The organism is Kitasatospora sp. NPDC048540 (assembly GCF_040651175.1).
Lineage (GTDB): Bacteria > Actinomycetota > Actinomycetes > Streptomycetales > Streptomycetaceae > Kitasatospora.
Window position 1 is genome coordinate 19,020 of the sequence record NZ_JBEZIR010000040.1, and the last position, 15,541, is coordinate 34,560.

Here is a 15,541-nt window from a genome sequence, read left to right on the forward strand (position 1 = left end):
GCAGTCGGCGGCCTGTCAGTTCTTCTGCTTGATCGCGGAGATGTCGAACTCGAGGACGACCTTGTCGCCGACCAGGACGCCGCCGCCCTCCAGGGCCGCGTTCCAGGTCACGCCGAACTCCTTGCGGGAGATGGTGACCGTTCCCTCCAGGCCCACCCGCAGGTTGCCGTAGGGGTCGACGGCGTTGCCGGTGTACTCGAAGTCGATGGTGACCGGGCGGGTGGTGTCCTTGATGGTCAGGTCACCCGCGACGCGGTATTCGGCGTCGGAGCGGGGCTCGACCGAGGTGGTGCGGAAGATGATGTCGGGGAAGTTGGGAGCGTCCAGGAAGTCGTTGGTGCGCAGGTGCTGGTCGCGCTGTTCGACGCCGGTGTCGATGCTCTCGGCCTTGATCACCATCTCGCCGGTGGAACGGGACGGGTCGCTGCCGTCGAGGTGGGCGGTGCCTTCGAAGGTGTGGAAGGCGCCGCGGACCTTGGTCACCATGGCGTGGCGGGCGACGAACCCGATCCGGGTGTGGGTGGGGTCGAGGACGTAGTCCCCGGTGAGCTCGGGGATGCTGACGGTCACGGGCGTTCCTCCGTAGGGCCGGGATCCCGGCGGCCGTCCCGCCCGGATCGTGTCGGACCCAACGTAGGGCGCGTCCGGCCCCCGGGCCGGTCGGGCACACGGGGACGGGCCCAAGTGCACCCTGACCAGCGACCCCGGGGCGACCGGTGACCCGAGGACGTGGGGCATTCCCCGTGGACCTTGACCGCGCGCACCTCGACCGCGCGCACCTCGACCGCGCCTGTGGCGAGCCGCATCGTCGAATGGTGAACGCGGCCGGCCGGGTCCTCGACGTGAGGAGCCCCGCCCCCGGGGCCGACGCTCGGGGCGGCGCGCTCGGGGGCGGGGCGGGGAGGAGCGTGGGGGCTTCGGTCAGCCGAGGCCGCGGGCGTCCTGCTTCAGGGCCGTGTCCACGGTCAGCGCGGTCGCCACGACCAGGCTGAGCAGCGGGTCGGTCAGTGGCCGGTGGATCTGGAGCACGTAGTTGTCGGCCGTGGTGAACACGGTCTTCGCCAGGCCCTCCCAGGTCTTGGTGATCCGGGCGATCTCGGTGTCCGTCGCGTCGACGATGGAGAAGTTCCAGGCGCGCCAGTTCTCCGCCTTGACGGCGCCGACCTTCTGCCCGCCGACCTCCATGGCGAAGTTGATCTTCCCGATGGCGTTCTGCTGGACGATCTGGCCGACCTCCTGGCCGTCCGGACGCTGCACGATCACCCGCGACTTGATGAACTTCGCCGGGCGGGTCAGCAGCAGCACCGGGGTGCCGTGCGCGTCCCGGATCTCCAGCTTGTGGGTCAGGTACTGGTCGATGGAGAAGAGCAGCCGGATCAGCTTGCGCAGACCGCTCTGGCCGACCTGGACCACCGAGCCCAGTGTGGCGCCCTGCTGGTCGAAGACCGAGTACTCGTTGGTCAGCTCGATCAGCTTGGCCTTCTGGTTCACCACCAGGACCGGCTCGGAGAAGAGGGTGCCGCCGCCACCGGAGACCGGTCCGACGCCCGCCTGCTGCTGCACCTGGCGCTGCACCTTGGCGGAGTCGCCGGCCGGAGCGGCCGGCTGCCCGGGGAGACCGGGGGTGTTCGTGTTCTGGGACATGGCGGGCAGGTTAGGCTCAATTCCCTGTGCGTAGCCAGATCGTTTGTTCGCGCCCAGGGTCGCCCGAGGCCGTTCATTGCGCCTCTGACCTGGGGGTTTCGGTGTTCTGATGGTCAGTCGGCCAAATGCGGGCGGAATGGATGTGGCCGAAGTCACACCCGCGGTCCCGGTCCGGCCCCGCAGCGCCCCGCTGACGGCGGGTCGGGCGGGCGCGTCCGCTCGACCGACCGGCCCGTCAGAAGGTCGCGTCTGCGCCGGTCCGCCGGCACCCGCCGGGCTTCCTGCCCGGTGACCGGTTCACCCGCCCGGACGGCGTGCAGGACGTGGGCCAGGACCCCGGCGCCGCGGACGACCCGGGGCCGGGGCGGTTGAAGCAGGCCGGTCCGTCGAGGATCCGGACCCGGCCGTCCCGTACGGCCGGAAGATCCGCTCGGCCCGGGAGCCCGGTGGGCAGCTGGAGTTCGCTCCCGGTGCGGTCGGGTGACCGCGCCCTCCCGCCGATGCCCCGAGCATTGCGCGGGGAACGGGGCACCGGCGGTCGTGCGGGGTGTCAGGGGGCGGTGATGCCCGGCTGGGTGCCCGCGCCGAAGGCCCAGCCTTCGACGTCGCCGGGGGCGGGGTTGTAGCTGCCCGCGCCGAGGCTGCTGTACGACCAGGCGCCGCCGTGCTGCGCGTGCCAGTACGACCAGTAGGCGCTGCCGGTGGGGTTGGTGCAGGTGGCCGGCAGTGAGTTGATCTTGCAGACGAAGCCGGGGAAGCGCGGGTGGAAGGCCCAGGAGAACCCGGCGCCGGTGAGTGCGGCCAGGCCGGTGGCCGGGTCGCCCGGGGCGCAGCCGGTCTGGATGCCGCCGCCCACGGCGGTGAAGTCGACCACCACGGTGACGCCGGTGGTGCCGGTGCAGGCCGCGGCCTGCGCCTGCGGGGCCTGGGCGGCGGAGACGCCGAGCAGACCGGCGGTCAGCGCCGCCGCGGCGGCGGTCGAGCCGAGGGTGCGGCGGGCGGTGCGGCGGGCGGGGCGGGCCGGGGTGAGGGTGTCGCTCATGCGGAAGCTCCTTGCGGGGTCAGGGCGTTCAGCGGGTGGTCGCCGGGCAGGCGAGGACCGGCGCGGCGGGGCGGGCGCCGTGGGCGGAGAGGGCCGCCAGCGGGGTACCGGCGAGGCCGAGGACGGCCTGCGCGGTGGCGCGGACGCCGTTGCCGGTGTTGAAGCCGGTGGCGTCGTAGGCGACCGCGCCGCGGACGGCCGGGTCGGCGGCGCAGCCCTGCTGGAGCTTGACCAGGCTGCTCCAGCCCTTGAGGCCGGCGCCGAGGCGGCCGGAGGAGAGCAGGGTCTCGGTCGCCAGGCCGGTGCTGTTGGCGTTGGAGGCGGTGGCGCCCGCGGCGGCGAACCCGCCGTCGGCGTTCTGGTGGGCCGTCAGCCAGCCGAGACCTGCGGCGGCCTTGGCGGGGCGGCCGGTGGCGGTGAGGGCCTGGACGGCGAGTGCGGTGGCGTCCGGGTCGGCGGTGCAGGTGGGCTGGCCGAAGGAGATCGGGAAGCCGCCGTCCGCGCACTGGGCGGCGGCGAGGAAGTCGACGGCGGCGGCCGGGGCGCCCGCGTGGGTGCGCTGGAGCGCTATCAGGGCGAGGGACTGGCCGAAGGCGTTGCTGTAGTCGCCCCACTGGGAGCGGTCGGAGAAGCGGCCGCTCGGGGTCTGGAGCGAGCGGAGCCGGGCGGGGAGGTCGACGCCACCGAAGGCGGCCGGGTTCTCGCCGCGGACCTCGGCGGCCAGCAGCAGCTTGGCGGTGGCGCCGGCGTAGGCCTCGGTGGTGCCGTCGCCGAGGTAGCCGGTGATGATCTCGGGCTTGGCGAGCCAAGCGGTGGCGCGGGCCGCGGCCTGGTCGGAGCTGTGGGAGGCCGCGAAGGCCAGCACGGCGTCGACGGTCAGGCCCTGGTCGGGATAGTGGACGCCGTCGAACACGGCCTCGAAGTGGTCGCCGTCGACCAGTTGGCGGGCGAGCCAGCCGGCCGCGGCGGCGTCCGGGCGGACGGTGGCGGTCGTGGACGCGGAGGCCGATGCGGATGCGGGGGCGGCGGCGGGGGAGGCCTGGGCGGCGGCGGCCGCCGGAAGGACGGTGGCGACGGCGAGGGCGGGTACCGCGAGCAGGCCGAGGGAACGGCGGAGCGCTGGCATGGAAGGCCTTTCCGGGCCTGGGCGCAGGGGCGGCCGCAGGGGGCCGGAACGAGTCCGGGCAGCCCTCGGAGCTCCGGCCCGCAGACCACGACGGGAGGAGGGAACACACCTCCGCCGCCGGGTACTCGGGCTCGCCGCCGACAGCCGTCGGCGGCCTACCGTTGCGGGTCAGCGCCGGATTCGGACCGGACTTCCCCCAGCGGCGGAGTCACAACATGACGGCCCATCATGGCGACGGGCGAAAGGCCCGGTCAATGGCGCGTGCGTCACATCTCGCCGGGTCCGGATCGGTCGCCGACGACCGAGCCGGACCCGGCGGAACCGCCGTGCTCCGCCGGTGCCCGGCCCTCCGCGACAGAGGCCGGGCACCGGCGGGTCACGTACGGTCACACCGGCCGGTGGCGGTGGAACCCCCTTCCGCTCTTGCGGCCGAGCAGCCCGGCCTCGACCATTCGGGCGAGCAGCGGCGGCGGGGCGTACAGCGGCTCCTTGTACTCCTCGTACATCGACTCGGCGATGGCCTGCACGGTGTCCAGGCCGATCAGGTCGGCGAGTTGGAGCGGGCCCATGGGGTGGGCGCAGCCGTGGACCATGCCGGCGTCGATGTCGGCGGCGGTGGCGTGGCCGGCCTCGGCCATCCGGATCGCGGCCAGCAGGTACGGGACCAGCAGGGCGTTGACGACGAAGCCGGCCCGGTCGCGCGAGCGGATGACGTGCTTGCCGAGCACCTCCTCGACGAACGCCCCCACCCGGTGCAGGACGGTCGGGTCGGTGTGCAGCGAGGCGACCAGTTCGACCAGCGGCATCACCGGGGCCGGGTTGAAGAAGTGCAGGCCCAGCACGTGCGAGGGGCGGCCGGTGGCGATGCCGAGCCGGGTGACCGGGATGGCGGAGGTGTTGGTGGCGAGGACGGCCTGCTCGTCGGCCAGGACCTTGTCGAGGGCGGTGAGGATCTCGGTCTTGACGCTCTCGTCCTCGACGACGGCCTCGACGACGAGTTGGCGGTCGGCGAGTGCCTCCAGGTCGTCGGCGAAGATCAGGTGGCCCCAGGCCGCGGTGCGCTGCTGATCGCTGATCCGGCCGCGGTCGGCCGCGTGGTGCAGGGAGCGGTCGATCCGGGCGCGGGCGGCGCGCAGGGCGGCCGGATCCTTCTCGCAGACGATGGTGTCCAGGCCGGCGCGGGCGAAGACCTCGGCGATGCCGGAGCCCATCTGTCCGGCGCCGACGACGGCGACACGGCGAAGGTCGTTCATGCGGTTGCCTCTTCGGGTCGGGGCGGGTCGGTGCGGGTCGCAGCGGGGCGGGTCGCTGCGGCTCGGGGACGGTGGGCGTCAGAGGGCCGGGGCGGCGGTGCGCACCAGGTGGCGGGCGTACGCCTCGGTGGTGAGGAAGGCCGGCAGGTCCGCGCCGAGCGCGGTCTCCTCCAGGATCCGCACCGCGTCGTCCACCAGGGCCGGGTCGGCGCCCTCGGCGAGCAGGGCGGACCGCTCCCGGTCGACCAGACGGCGCACCAGGTCCGGGGTGACCAGCGAGCCGCCGGTCAGGCGGGTGCAGTGGTGCTGCCACTGCCAGATCTGGCAGCGGGAGATCTCGGCGGTGGCGACGTCCTCCATCAGGCCGAAGACGGCGACCGCGCCGGAGCCGCCGAGCCAGGCGGTCAGGTAGCGCAGGGCGACGGCGACGTTGGAGCGCAGGCCCTGCTCGCTCGGCAGGCCGACGGTGAGCCGGTGCACGGCGAGCAGGTCGGCCGCGGTCACCTCGACGTCCTCGCGGGTCTGGTCGAGCTGGTTCGGCCGGTCGCCGAGGACGGCGTCGAAGGCGGTGCGGCAGGTGGCGACGAGACCGGGGTGGGCGACCCAGGAGCCGTCGAATCCGTCCCCGGCCTCACGCTCCTTGTCGAGGCGGACCTTGGCGAGGGCGGCCTCGTTGGCGTCCGGGTCGCGGCTGGGGATGGCGGCGGCCATCCCGCCGATGGCGTGCGCGCCGCGCCGGTGGCAGGTGCGCACCAGCAGGTCGGTGTAGGCCCGCAGGAACGGCTGCGTCATCGTCAGCGAGGAGCGGTCGGGCAGCACGAAGCGGGGGCCCCGGCCGGCGAAGTTCTTGATCAGGCTGAACAGGTAGTCCCAGCGGCCGGCGTTCATCCCGGCGGCGTGCTCGCGCAGCTCGTAGAGGATCTCGTCCATCTCGAACGCGGCGGTGATGGTCTCGATCAGCACGGTGGCGCGGATGGTGCCGTGCGGGAGGCCGAGTTCGGCCTGGGCGAAGGTGAAGACGTCGTTCCACAGCCGGGCTTCGAGGTGGTTCTCCAGCTTGGGGAGGTAGAAGTACGGGCCGTGGCCGCGGTCGATCTGCCGCTGCCCGCAGTGGAACAGGTACAGGCCGAAGTCGACCAGGGCGCCGATCGCCGGGCGGCCGTCGACCAGCAGGTGGGCCTCGTCCAGGTGCCAGCCGCGCGGGCGGACCACGATGGTGGCGGGGGTGTCGCCGATCCGGTAGCGCCTGCCCTCAGGGGTGGTGTCGTCGATCCGGCGCTCGACCGCGTCGAGCAGGTTGAGCTGGCCGGAGACCAGGTTGTGCCAGGTGGGGGAGGTGGCGTCCTCGAAGTCGGCGAGCCAGACCCTGGCACCGGAGTTGAGGGCGTTGACGGTCATCCGGCGCTCCGGCGGGCCGGTGATCTCCACCCGGCGGTCGGCCAGCCCGGGACCGGCGCCGGCCACCCGCCAGGTGGGGTCCTCCCGGACGGCGCGGGTCTCCGGGAGGAAGTCCAGGGTGCCGGTCGCGGCCAGTTCGGCGGCGCGGCGGACGCGTTCGGCGAGCAGGCCGTCGCGCCGCCCGGCGAAGGCGTCGTGCAGCCGGGTCAGGAAGCGCAGTGCCTCGGGGGTGAGGATCTCCTCGAACCGGTCCTCGGGGGCGCCGAGGATCTCGGTACGGCTGGTCAGGGTCATCCGGCTCTCCAGGAAGGTGGGGCCCGGGGCCGCGTCTCCCTGCGCGGCCCCGGGCGGTGGTGGCCTGCAGGCCCCGTCCCTCAACGGGACCCCGGGCGAAGGTCCGGGGCGGCCGGGCGGCGGTGGGGGCGCCGGCCGGCCGGGTTCGGTCAGTGGAACTGCTCGGCCTCGGTGGAGCCGGTCAGGGCGAGCGTCTCGGCGTTCGGGTTGAGCGCGGTGCTCACCTGGTCGAAGTAGCCGGTGCCGACCTCGCGCTGGTGCTTGACGGCGGTGTAGCCGTCCGGGACGGCCGCGAACTCGGCCTCCTGGAGGTCTACGTAGGCGGTCATGCCGCTCTCCGCGTAGCCCTTGGCGAGCTGGAACATCGAGTGGTTGAGCGCGTGGAAGCCCGCCAGCGTGATGAACTGGAACCGGTACCCCATCGCGCCCAACTCCCGCTGGAACTTGGCGATCTGGTCGTCGTCCAGGGCCGCCTTCCAGTTGAACGACGGCGAGCAGTTGTAGGCCAGCATCTTGTCCGGGTACTCGGCCTTGACGGCCTCGGCGAACTCCCGGGCCTGCGCGAGGTCCGGGGTACCGGTCTCGACCCAGATCAGGTCGGCGTACGGCGCGAACGCCAGGCCGCGGGAGATCACCGGCGCCATGCCCGGCTCGACCCGGTAGAAGCCCTCGGCGGTCCGCTCGCCGGTGCAGAACCGGGCGTCGCGCTCGTCGACGTCGGTGGTCAGCAGGTTGGCGGCGAGCGCGTCGGTGCGCGCCACGACGACGGTCGGCACGTCGGCGATGTCCGCCGCCAGCCGGGCCGCGTTCAGGGTCCGGATGTGCTGGGCGGTGGGCACCAGCACCTTGCCGCCCAGGTGGCCGCACTTCTTCTCGGAGGCCAGCTGGTCCTCGTAGTGGATGCCCGCCGCACCGGCCGCGATCATGCCCTTGGTCAGCTCGAAGGCGTTCAGCGGGCCGCCGAACCCGGCCTCCGCGTCCGCGACGATCGGCACCAGCCAGTCGGGCCCGTCGTTGCCCTCGGCGGCGTCGATCCCGTCGGCCCGCAGCAGCGCGTTGTTGATCCGGCGCACCACCTGCGGAACGGAGTCGGCCGGGTACAGGCTCTGGTCCGGGTAGGTCTGCCCGGCCTGGTTGGCGTCCGCGGCGACCTGCCAGCCGGAAAGGTAGATCGCCTGCAGGCCGGCCTTCACCATCTGTACGGCCTGACCTCCGGTCAGCGCACCCAGCGCGTGGACGTAGTCCCGCTCGTGCAGTTGCGACCACAGCCGCTCGGCGCCGCGCCGGGCCAGGGTGTGCTCCTCGCGGACGGTGCCCGACAGGCGCACCACGTCCGCCGCGGTGAAGGTCCGCTCGATGCCCGCCCAGCGGGGGTCGGACGCCCACCGGGCGGCCAGCCGCGCCGCCTGCTGCTCCTGCTGCTGCCGAACCGACTGCGTCATGGGTCTGCTCCCGAGAGTGCTGTTGCCAAGGGTGTGATGCACCTCACCGAGGGGGTGCGCGGGCGGCCGGCCGGCGCCGGGCGGCGGTACGGGACCGCGGGACGTGGTCGCCCAGGAAACCGAACCAGCGTCACTGACCTGGCAGTTATCCGTTTCCGAGGGCGCCTTCCGGCCGCACCACCGACTGTGCCACCCGGCGGTGCGGGCCGTCACCGATGGACCGGTGCCAACTTCTGCGAATCGCTGCGGCAGATTCTGCGAAGACTGCGAAGGCCCGGCGGGGCGTTCCCCCGTTAAGCTGCCGCACCAGACGGGCTCGACCGGACCGGGGAGTGACACCATGGCGAAGGCCTTCGCGGGCGCCCGGCTGCGCCGCCTCCGCGAGGACCGCGGCCTCAGCCAGGCCGCCCTGGCACGGCTGCTCGAACTCTCGCCCAGCTACCTCAACCAGCTGGAACACGACGCCCGCCCGCTCACCGTGCCGGTCCTGCTGCGGCTCACCGAGGCGTTCGGCGTCGAGGCCGGCTACTTCGCCCCGCCCGACAGTGCGCGGCTCACCGCCGAACTGCGCGACTCCCTCGGCGAGGAGCTGGCGGCGGGCCGGATCACCGCGGGCGACCTCGGCGAGGTCGCCGCCCGCCTGCCCGCCGTCGCCCGGCTGCTCACCGACCTGGCCCGCGGCCGCCGGGACAGCGCCGAGCAGCTGGCCGTCCTCGCCGGGGACCGCGGCGCCGAGGCCGACGCCCGCACCCCGCACGAACAGGTCCGCGAGTTCTTCTACCGCCGCCAGAACTACCTCCACGAACTCGACACCGCGGCAGAGGAGTTGGCCGAGACGATCGAGCTGAGACGCGGCGGGGTGCGGGAGGCCCTGGCCGAACGGCTGGCCGACGGGCACCGGGTCCGGATCGCCACCGGGAGCGAGGACCTGCACCGGTACGACGGGCGGACCCGGACCCTGCACCTGTCCGACCGGCTGCGACCCGGCCAGCAGGCCTTCCGGATGGCCACCCAGCTGGCCTACCTGGAACACGACTCCCTGCTGTCCGAACTCGCCGCCCAGGACAGCCCCGAGGGCTCCACCGCCCGCTCGCTCACCCGGATCGGCCTCGCGAACTACTTCGCCGCCGCCCTCGTCCTGCCGTACCGGGTCTTCCACGACGCGGCGGAGGCCGCCCGCTACGACATCGAGCACCTCGCCGACCACTTCGGCGTCGGCTACGAGACCGTCTGCCACCGGCTCTCCACCCTCCAGCGCCCCGGCCGGCGCGGGGTGCCGTTCTCCTTCGTCCGGGTCGACCGCGCCGGGAACGTCTCGAAGCGGCAGTCCGCCACGGCCTTCCACTTCTCCCGCACCGGCGGCACCTGCCCGCTGTGGAACGTCTACGACGCCTTCGCCGCGCCGGGCCGGGTCCACGTCCAGGTCGCCGCCATGCCGGACGGCCGCCGCTACCTGTGGACCGCCCGCGCCGTCACCCGCTCACCCGGCGGCTGGGGCCGGCCCGGCAAGACCTTCGCCGTCGGCCTGGGCTGCGAGCTCCGGCACGCCGGCCGGCTGGTGTACGCGGCCGGCCTGGACCTCGGCGACGAAGCCGCCGCCACCCCGATCGGGCTCGGCTGCAAGGTCTGCGAACGCCCCGCCTGCCCCCAGCGCTCCGCCCCCGCCATCGGCCGGGCCCTGGCCGTCGACGAGCACACCAGCACCTTCGTCCCGTACGCCGTGCGCACCGATCCGCAACCGTAGGCCGTAGCCGGCAACTCCCGCCGGGCGCGCGGCATCCGCCCGGAACGTCGGGCGGGGGCGCCCTGGTGCGCACCCTCCGTCAGTGGCCCGGGGTGCGGGTGGGCCCGGCGTACCGGTCTGGGGTGGCGGTGGTGGGGGCGGGCGGCAGGAGGGCGGCGGCGGCCAGGCCGACGAGGCCGACGGCTGCCAGGGTGATCATCGCGGCGGCGTAGGCGTGGCTGGTGAGGCCGGCGACCAGGATGGTGCCGGCGACGGCGGTGCCGAGGGAGGACCCGAGGTTCGAGATGCTGCGGGACAGGCCCGAGATCTCGCCCTGCTGCTCCTCGGGGAAGCTGGACTGGACGATGTTGACCGAGGGGGTGAGCATCAGGCCGAGACCGAGGCCGATCAGGAGCAGCCCGGGGGCGAAGGCCCGGGGACTGGGGGAGCCGCCGACGATCAGGATGAGTACGAGGATCCCGGCGATGGTGCCGGCGAATCCGGCCAGGATGAGGGTGCGTTGGGCGTAGCGCCGGGCGAGCCGTTCGGCGGCCAGGGAGGTGGCGAGGATGCCGAGGGTGGCGGCGGTGAAGATCACGCCGGTCTGGATGGCGTCGTATCCGCGGACGACCTGGAGGTAGGACGCCACGGTGAAGGACACGCCCATCAGGAGCAGCCACTGGGTGTTCTGGGTGACCAGCCCGAGATCGGAGGTGCGGCTGCGGAACAGGCTGGTGGACAGCAGCGCTTCCTTGCCCGCCCGCTCCCTCGCGCGGACCCAGTAGAAGAAGCCCGCCAGGAAGAGCGCGCCGAGGACGAGCAGGGCGAGCATCAGCCAGATGTTGTCGTCGGCGGCCAGGATGCCGGTGACGACGAGGACCAGTCCGACGGCGGAGAGCACGGTGCCGACGGTGTCGAACGGGCGGGTCGGGTCCGGTGGGAGCGGGTCCTCGATCCGGCGGCTGAGCAGGATGATCACGGCGATGACCAGGGCCTGGAACACGAAGGCGGCCCGCCAGCTGATCGCCGAGGTGATCAGTCCGCCGATCAGCGGGCCGGCCGCCGCGCCGATTCCGCCGAGCGCCATGATCGTCCCGAAGGCCTTGGCGCGTGAGGTCAGGTCGGTGAAGAGCAGGGTGGTGAGGATGTAGACGGGTGGGATGAGCAGGGCCGTGCCGACGCCTTCGAGGATCGAGTTGCCGAGGATGAGGACGCCCAGGCCCGGCGCGGCGGCGCTCAGCAGGGCGCCGACCCCGTACACGACCAGGCCGACCAGCAGGCACCGCTTGCGGCCGTAGCGGTCGGTGAGTTTGCCGCCCGGGATCATCAGCGCGGCCATCACCAGCAGGAAGACGGTGATGGCGACCTGCACGCCCTGCACGGTGGTGTCGAGGTCCTCGCTGATGTCGTTGATCATCACGTTCATGTTCGAGCCGGCGAAGCTGCAGATGAACTGGGCGAGGGCGAGCGGCGCGATGACCCGCCGCAGGGCGTTGGGTGTGCCCGGGGCGGTGTCACTCATCGCTGCCCCCGGCGCCCGCCCGGTCGAGCCGTTCGGCCGAGCGGCCGATCGCCTCGCCGGAAGGGTCGGCGTGGTCGGCGTGGCTGGCGATTGCCGGGTAGGCGCTCATGGAAGTCTCCCTCGCACTCGCACGTCCACCGCTTCGGGAGAGCCGAACGCGGCGCCTGCCCCGGGTGAACGGCCTGGCCCCGCCCGTGCTCGTACTTTCCCACCAGGTGCGCGGCGGAGGACGGAGGACGCGCGGGGGCGCGGCCGCTCGGGTGCGACGGCGGCGCGGCGGCGCCATCGCCGCCTCGCCGTGCCGCGCGCGGCACCCGGCCTGCGTCGCCGGGCGTGCGTAGATTGAGGTGGTGCACCGCATCATCCCCTGGCCGCGCAGGCCAGACCCGACGGGCCGGGCACCATCGCGGAGCGACTACGCCGGGGCCCTGTACGGGTCGCTCCTCGCGGCGTCCGTGATCGCCACGGCCAGCGCGGTCGGTGACTTCCCCCGACTGCAGACCGTGGTGCTGCTCCTGGTGACCGGCCTGGTGTTCTGGGCCGCCCACGCCTACGCGAACCTGGCCGGGGAGCGCCGGGTCGGCCGGCGGCCCGGCTGGGCCGAGATCCGCCGGGTGGGCCGGCACGAGTGGCCGATCGTCGAGGCGGCGGTGCTGCCCGCGGTGGCCGTGGCGGTGAGCCCCGTGCTGGGGCTGGGGCTGAGCGGTGCCGCGTGGTTCGCGCTGAGCGTGGCGGTGGCGCAGCTGGTCGCGTGGGCCTGCCTGGGCGCCGTCCACGCCGGAGCCTCCCGCACCGAGGTCGCCGTCGAGGGCCTGGCCAACCTGGTCCTCGGACTGGTCCTGGTGGCGGCGAAGGCGGCCCTCGGACACTGACCCGGCCCACGCCGGTACGACCGCGCCCCGGCGGATGCGACGCGTCCCGGCCTTACCCGGTGCCGGTGCCGCTGCCGGTGGGGGCCGGCGCCGGCGCCGGTTCCCGTGGTTCCTCGCCGAGTCCGCGCAGGGTGTCCAGGGCGGTGCGCGGGTAGGGGCCCGTGCAGCCGGGGCAGGCGGCGGAGGCGGCCGGGTCGTTGAGCCAGTACCCGTCGACCGTGGAGCGTACGGCCCGGGCGGCCCGGTCGATCTGTGCGGCGCCGACGGCCCGGCCCGAAGGGTTGGTGCTCAGGCCGGCGAGCACCTTGATCCGGGGATTGGCGCGGCGGGCCTGGGCGGTGGCGGCCGCCACGAAGGAGGCGAACAGCGTCGGGTTGTCCTCCGCGCCCTGGGCCTGGAGGTCCAGCACATCGGCGTCGCGTGCGATCTCGCCGGCCAGCCCGAGCTTCAGGAAGGTGTCGAAGGCGCCGCTGGCGGTGCCCGGGCGCAGTGCCTCGACGAGGTCGGTGGCGGGTGCGGCGATGAACAGCAGGTGGTGACGGTGGACCAGGTCCGCGGCCATCCGGTCGTAGCGGACCGGGTCGGCCTGCTCCGCGGCCGGGGTCTGCGGCCAGTGTTCGTTGTCGTAGAGCACCGCTCGGATCCGCGGGTCCAGCCGGTTGCCGGTCAGGGCCGACTCGAGGGCGGTGTAGCTGTCGAAACTGGCGGTCGGTGTGGAGCGCCAGCCGTCGGGGACGGCCCAGTTGCCGTCCCCGGTGAGCACGTAGGCGTCCGGTGTGTCGAAGGACCGGGCGGTGGTCCGGCCGGTGGGGTCGGCGGCCAGCAGCCTTCCCAGGGTCCGGCCGCTGATGATCCAGGAACCGGCCGCCGCGGTGGCGCCCGGTGCGGGGGAGGGCTTCGGCCGCGGCCGGGCCGGCGTGCTCGTCCGGTCGGCGACCACGAGGTACCCGGCCAGCAGCACCGCGGCCGCGGCGAGCAGGGCTGCCGCCGACGCGTACGGGCGCTTCACCGGGCCGGCCCGGCGGGCTGGGCGTGGAGCACGTCGGCGCGCGCGGGTGCGCGCAGCCCGGCCGGTGGCCGGACCGGACGGACCCCGCAGGCCAGCAGCGACTCCAGCTGGAAGAACCGTTTCAGGAAGGCGAACGCCGGCCACAGCGGCGCCCAGAGCAGCAGCCGTGCCCGGCGGTAGTAGAGGACGAGGCAGATCCGCGGTACCAGCGCCGGCAGCTGCGCGAGCAGGAAGACGACGGCGAAACGGGCCAGGTTGTGCCGGGGCAGCGGCTGCAGGGTGCAGTGCAGCACGGTCAGCACCAGGACGAAGAAGTGGATCGGTGAGAGCAGCCTGCCGCCGGCGGCCCTCGGCAGCTGGAACCAGAACCGGGGGCCGGGCGCGCCCCGGCCGAACGGGGTGAAGCGGGCGAAGTTCATCAGGTTGCCCAGCCCCCAGCGGAATCGCTGGACCCGCAGCTGGCCGAGTTTCACGGGTACGTCCTCGTAGGAGACCGTGTGCGGGTCCATCACCACCCGCCAGCCCGACCTCGCGAGCGCGCAGGTGAATTCGGCGTCCTCGCCGAACATGCCGTCGACGAAGCCGCCGAGCTCCACGGCCGCCTCGCGGCGGAAGCCGCAGAAGGTGCCGGGGACGCACGGCACGGCGTCCACGGTGCTCAGTGCGGCCAGGCTGAAGCCGTACGTGAACAGCTGCTCCATCGCCCGCATCCGGTCGATCCAGGTGGTGTACGGCTCCTTGGGCAGGGTGAGCGCCCCGACCACGCCGACCCGCGGGTCGGCGAGGAAGCGCGGGACCGACCGGGCGAAGGCGTCGGGGTCGAGTGCGCAGTCGGCGTCGACGCGGTAGACGAACTCCGCCGTGCAGCGTTCCAGCGCCAGGTTCAGTGCCCTGGCCTTGCCCGCGTGGGGGCCCTGGATCACCTCGCCGGTGGCGCTGGTGAAGGCCGCGACGGCCGCCTCGGCCAGCGCCCGGGTGCCGTCGGTGGAGCCGTCGTCGCACAGGACGACCCGCACCGGCCCGCCGTACGCCGCCGCGGCGCGGTCGATCGAGCGCAGCAGCCGTTCGATCACCGAGGCCTCGTTGTAGGCGGGCACGATCACCTCGACGGCGGGGCGGTCGTTGGCGGGCCGGTGCGATCGGCGCGGGCCGAGCAGGCCGACGAGTGCGAGCAGGATCAGCATCACGTCGAAGACGGAGAAGCGGAGGCCGGCCAGGACGAGGAACCCCGCCAGCGGATGGCCGGCGACCTGTCGCAGCAGAACCAGTGCCGCAGCGCCGACCAGTGCCAGCGCGGCGAGCAGGCAGAGCGTCAGGACCGCGCTGTCCGGCCAGTCGCGGTGCCGCCGCGCCGGTAGCGGGGTCGGGCGCGGCAGCCGGAAGGTGGTGAAGGCGAGCCGGTAGACCAGCAGGTAGCCGAGGGTGGACTGGAGGACGAGGGCGACCAGCGGGACGGGGCCGAGCGGCAGCCCGGTCGCCGTCGCGAGCAGCGCGGCGCAGCACTCGGCGAGGACGGACATCCCGAGGAACACCGGGGCGTGCGCCAGGATCATCAGCCGGCGGCCGGGGGTGGCCGGAAGGACCACCGCGACGGTGATCAGGTAGCCGACCACGGCGGCCGGTACGAGTGGCGGGAGGCTGTGCGCGTACGCGGCGGCCAGGTGGGGATCGCCGTCCGCGGCGGACAGGACGTCGGCGACCAGTGAGTGGTACGCCTGGTCGAGCCGGGGGTGGCGGACGGCGACGATCGCCGTGCTGACGGCGGCGGCGACCGACAGGAAGGCCAGCGCGCGCGGCAGGGACGGGCGGCGGAACGGCGGCAGCCGCACCACCCGGCCGGATCCGCGGTCGGAGTCGTCGAAGCGCCGGGCCAGCGGCCAGCGGACCGCCAGGAGCAGCAGGAGGGTGTCGGCGGTGAGCAGTGCGACGACGTCCGGGTGCAGCATCGCTCAGCCCTCCGTCCCGTGACGGCCGGTCCGAGGCGGACGGGCCGGACGAGCTGGGTGTTCGTCCACGATCCCGACGAAACACGCCTGTGGTCCGGCGGCGGCCTCGCCGACGAACGTACACGGAATTCCCAATTCCACGACCCGGTCCTTTCGCGGCGCGAACCGGATCAGGTATACACGATCTCTTCACGTGGCGTCAGGGTCGCGCAGGAGATTTTGTGGATCCATGACGAAGCGCGGCGGGCGGGGATGTTGAATTCGCAACAG

At 73.7% G+C, this 15,541-nt stretch carries 12 protein-coding genes and 1 riboswitch; of the genes, 2 read left to right on the forward strand and 10 right to left on the reverse strand.

Features of this window, described 5'->3' with window-relative positions; translation table 11 throughout:
• Positions 1–15: 15 nt before the first annotated feature.
• The 7 genes from AB0D08_RS17850 to aceA form a co-directional block, all read right to left on the reverse strand.
• A complete protein-coding gene (locus tag AB0D08_RS17850) occupies positions 16–570 on the reverse strand; it encodes a YceI family protein (RefSeq protein ID WP_033822075.1) in 555 nt (184 codons plus the stop codon).
• Positions 571–921: 351 nt separating this feature from the next.
• Positions 922–1,644 (reverse strand): phospholipid scramblase-related protein, encoded by a 723-nt coding sequence (locus AB0D08_RS17855; RefSeq protein WP_359889758.1) that lies wholly within the window; start codon positions 1,642–1,644, stop codon positions 922–924.
• A gap of 550 nt (positions 1,645–2,194) precedes the next feature.
• Positions 2,195–2,686, reverse strand: a complete 492-nt coding sequence (locus AB0D08_RS17860; RefSeq protein WP_359889761.1) for a flagellar hook-length control protein FliK — start codon at positions 2,684–2,686, stop codon at positions 2,195–2,197.
• A 28-nt stretch (positions 2,687–2,714) separates the two neighbouring features.
• A complete protein-coding gene (locus AB0D08_RS17865) occupies positions 2,715–3,812 on the reverse strand; it encodes a peptidase (protein ID WP_359889764.1) in 1,098 nt (365 codons plus the stop codon).
• Between the two features lie 98 nt (positions 3,813–3,910).
• Positions 3,911–4,031, reverse strand: a riboswitch (cobalamin riboswitch).
• Between the two features lie 167 nt (positions 4,032–4,198).
• Positions 4,199–5,065 carry a 3-hydroxybutyryl-CoA dehydrogenase gene (locus tag AB0D08_RS17870; RefSeq protein WP_359889767.1) on the reverse strand — a complete coding sequence of 289 codons (867 nt, stop codon included), beginning with the start codon at positions 5,063–5,065 and terminating at the stop codon, positions 4,199–4,201.
• Between the two features lie 78 nt (positions 5,066–5,143).
• Positions 5,144–6,757, reverse strand: coding sequence for a malate synthase A (gene aceB / locus AB0D08_RS17875; protein WP_359889770.1), 1,614 nt, complete (start codon positions 6,755–6,757; stop codon positions 5,144–5,146).
• A gap of 149 nt (positions 6,758–6,906) precedes the next feature.
• Complete coding sequence (gene aceA, locus AB0D08_RS17880; protein WP_359889773.1) at positions 6,907–8,199, reverse strand: isocitrate lyase; 1,293 nt, start codon at positions 8,197–8,199, stop codon at positions 6,907–6,909.
• Positions 8,200–8,539: 340 nt separating this feature from the next.
• Here aceA and AB0D08_RS17885 point away from each other — a divergent pair, with 340 nt between their 5' ends.
• Positions 8,540–9,943 (forward strand): short-chain fatty acyl-CoA regulator family protein, encoded by a 1,404-nt coding sequence (locus AB0D08_RS17885; protein WP_359889776.1) that lies wholly within the window; start codon positions 8,540–8,542, stop codon positions 9,941–9,943.
• Between the two features lie 79 nt (positions 9,944–10,022).
• Here AB0D08_RS17885 and AB0D08_RS17890 read toward each other — a convergent pair whose 3' ends face one another.
• A complete protein-coding gene (locus tag AB0D08_RS17890) occupies positions 10,023–11,444 on the reverse strand; it encodes an MFS transporter (RefSeq protein WP_359889779.1) in 1,422 nt (473 codons plus the stop codon).
• A 350-nt stretch (positions 11,445–11,794) separates the two neighbouring features.
• Here AB0D08_RS17890 and AB0D08_RS17895 point away from each other — a divergent pair, with 350 nt between their 5' ends.
• Positions 11,795–12,316 carry a hypothetical protein gene (locus AB0D08_RS17895; protein WP_033822081.1) on the forward strand — a complete coding sequence of 174 codons (522 nt, stop codon included), beginning with the start codon at positions 11,795–11,797 and terminating at the stop codon, positions 12,314–12,316.
• 52 nt (positions 12,317–12,368) lie between these two features.
• On the opposite strand, the gene AB0D08_RS17900 is transcribed toward AB0D08_RS17895, so the two are convergent.
• On the reverse strand, positions 12,369–13,325 hold the full coding sequence (locus AB0D08_RS17900) for a hypothetical protein (RefSeq protein WP_359889782.1): 957 nt from the start codon (positions 13,323–13,325) through the stop codon (positions 12,369–12,371).
• Positions 13,322–15,271 carry a glycosyltransferase gene (locus tag AB0D08_RS17905; protein ID WP_359889785.1) on the reverse strand — a complete coding sequence of 650 codons (1,950 nt, stop codon included), beginning with the start codon at positions 15,269–15,271 and terminating at the stop codon, positions 13,322–13,324. Before AB0D08_RS17905 ends, AB0D08_RS17900 begins: the two co-directional genes overlap by 4 nt.
• Between the last annotated feature and the right edge of the window lie 270 nt (positions 15,272–15,541).

What these genes read in the sequence shown, in the direction of transcription:
- AB0D08_RS17870 (WP_359889767.1), bottom strand. Translation starts at nt 5,065, where the DNA reads ATGAACGACCTTCGCCGTGTCGCCGTCGTCGGCGCCGGACAGATGGGC.
- AB0D08_RS17905 (WP_359889785.1), bottom strand. Translation starts at nt 15,271, where the DNA reads ATGCTGCACCCGGACGTCGTCGCACTGCTCACCGCCGACACCCTCCTG.
- aceB (WP_359889770.1), bottom strand. Translation starts at nt 6,757, where the DNA reads ATGACCCTGACCAGCCGTACCGAGATCCTCGGCGCCCCCGAGGACCGG.
- aceA (WP_359889773.1), bottom strand. Translation starts at nt 8,199, where the DNA reads ATGACGCAGTCGGTTCGGCAGCAGCAGGAGCAGCAGGCGGCGCGGCTG.
- AB0D08_RS17890 (WP_359889779.1), bottom strand. Translation starts at nt 11,444, where the DNA reads ATGAGTGACACCGCCCCGGGCACACCCAACGCCCTGCGGCGGGTCATC.
- AB0D08_RS17860 (WP_359889761.1), bottom strand. Translation starts at nt 2,686, where the DNA reads ATGAGCGACACCCTCACCCCGGCCCGCCCCGCCCGCCGCACCGCCCGC.
- AB0D08_RS17865 (WP_359889764.1), bottom strand. Translation starts at nt 3,812, where the DNA reads ATGCCAGCGCTCCGCCGTTCCCTCGGCCTGCTCGCGGTACCCGCCCTC.
- AB0D08_RS17885 (WP_359889776.1), top strand. Translation starts at nt 8,540, where the DNA reads ATGGCGAAGGCCTTCGCGGGCGCCCGGCTGCGCCGCCTCCGCGAGGAC.
- AB0D08_RS17855 (WP_359889758.1), bottom strand. Translation starts at nt 1,644, where the DNA reads ATGTCCCAGAACACGAACACCCCCGGTCTCCCCGGGCAGCCGGCCGCT.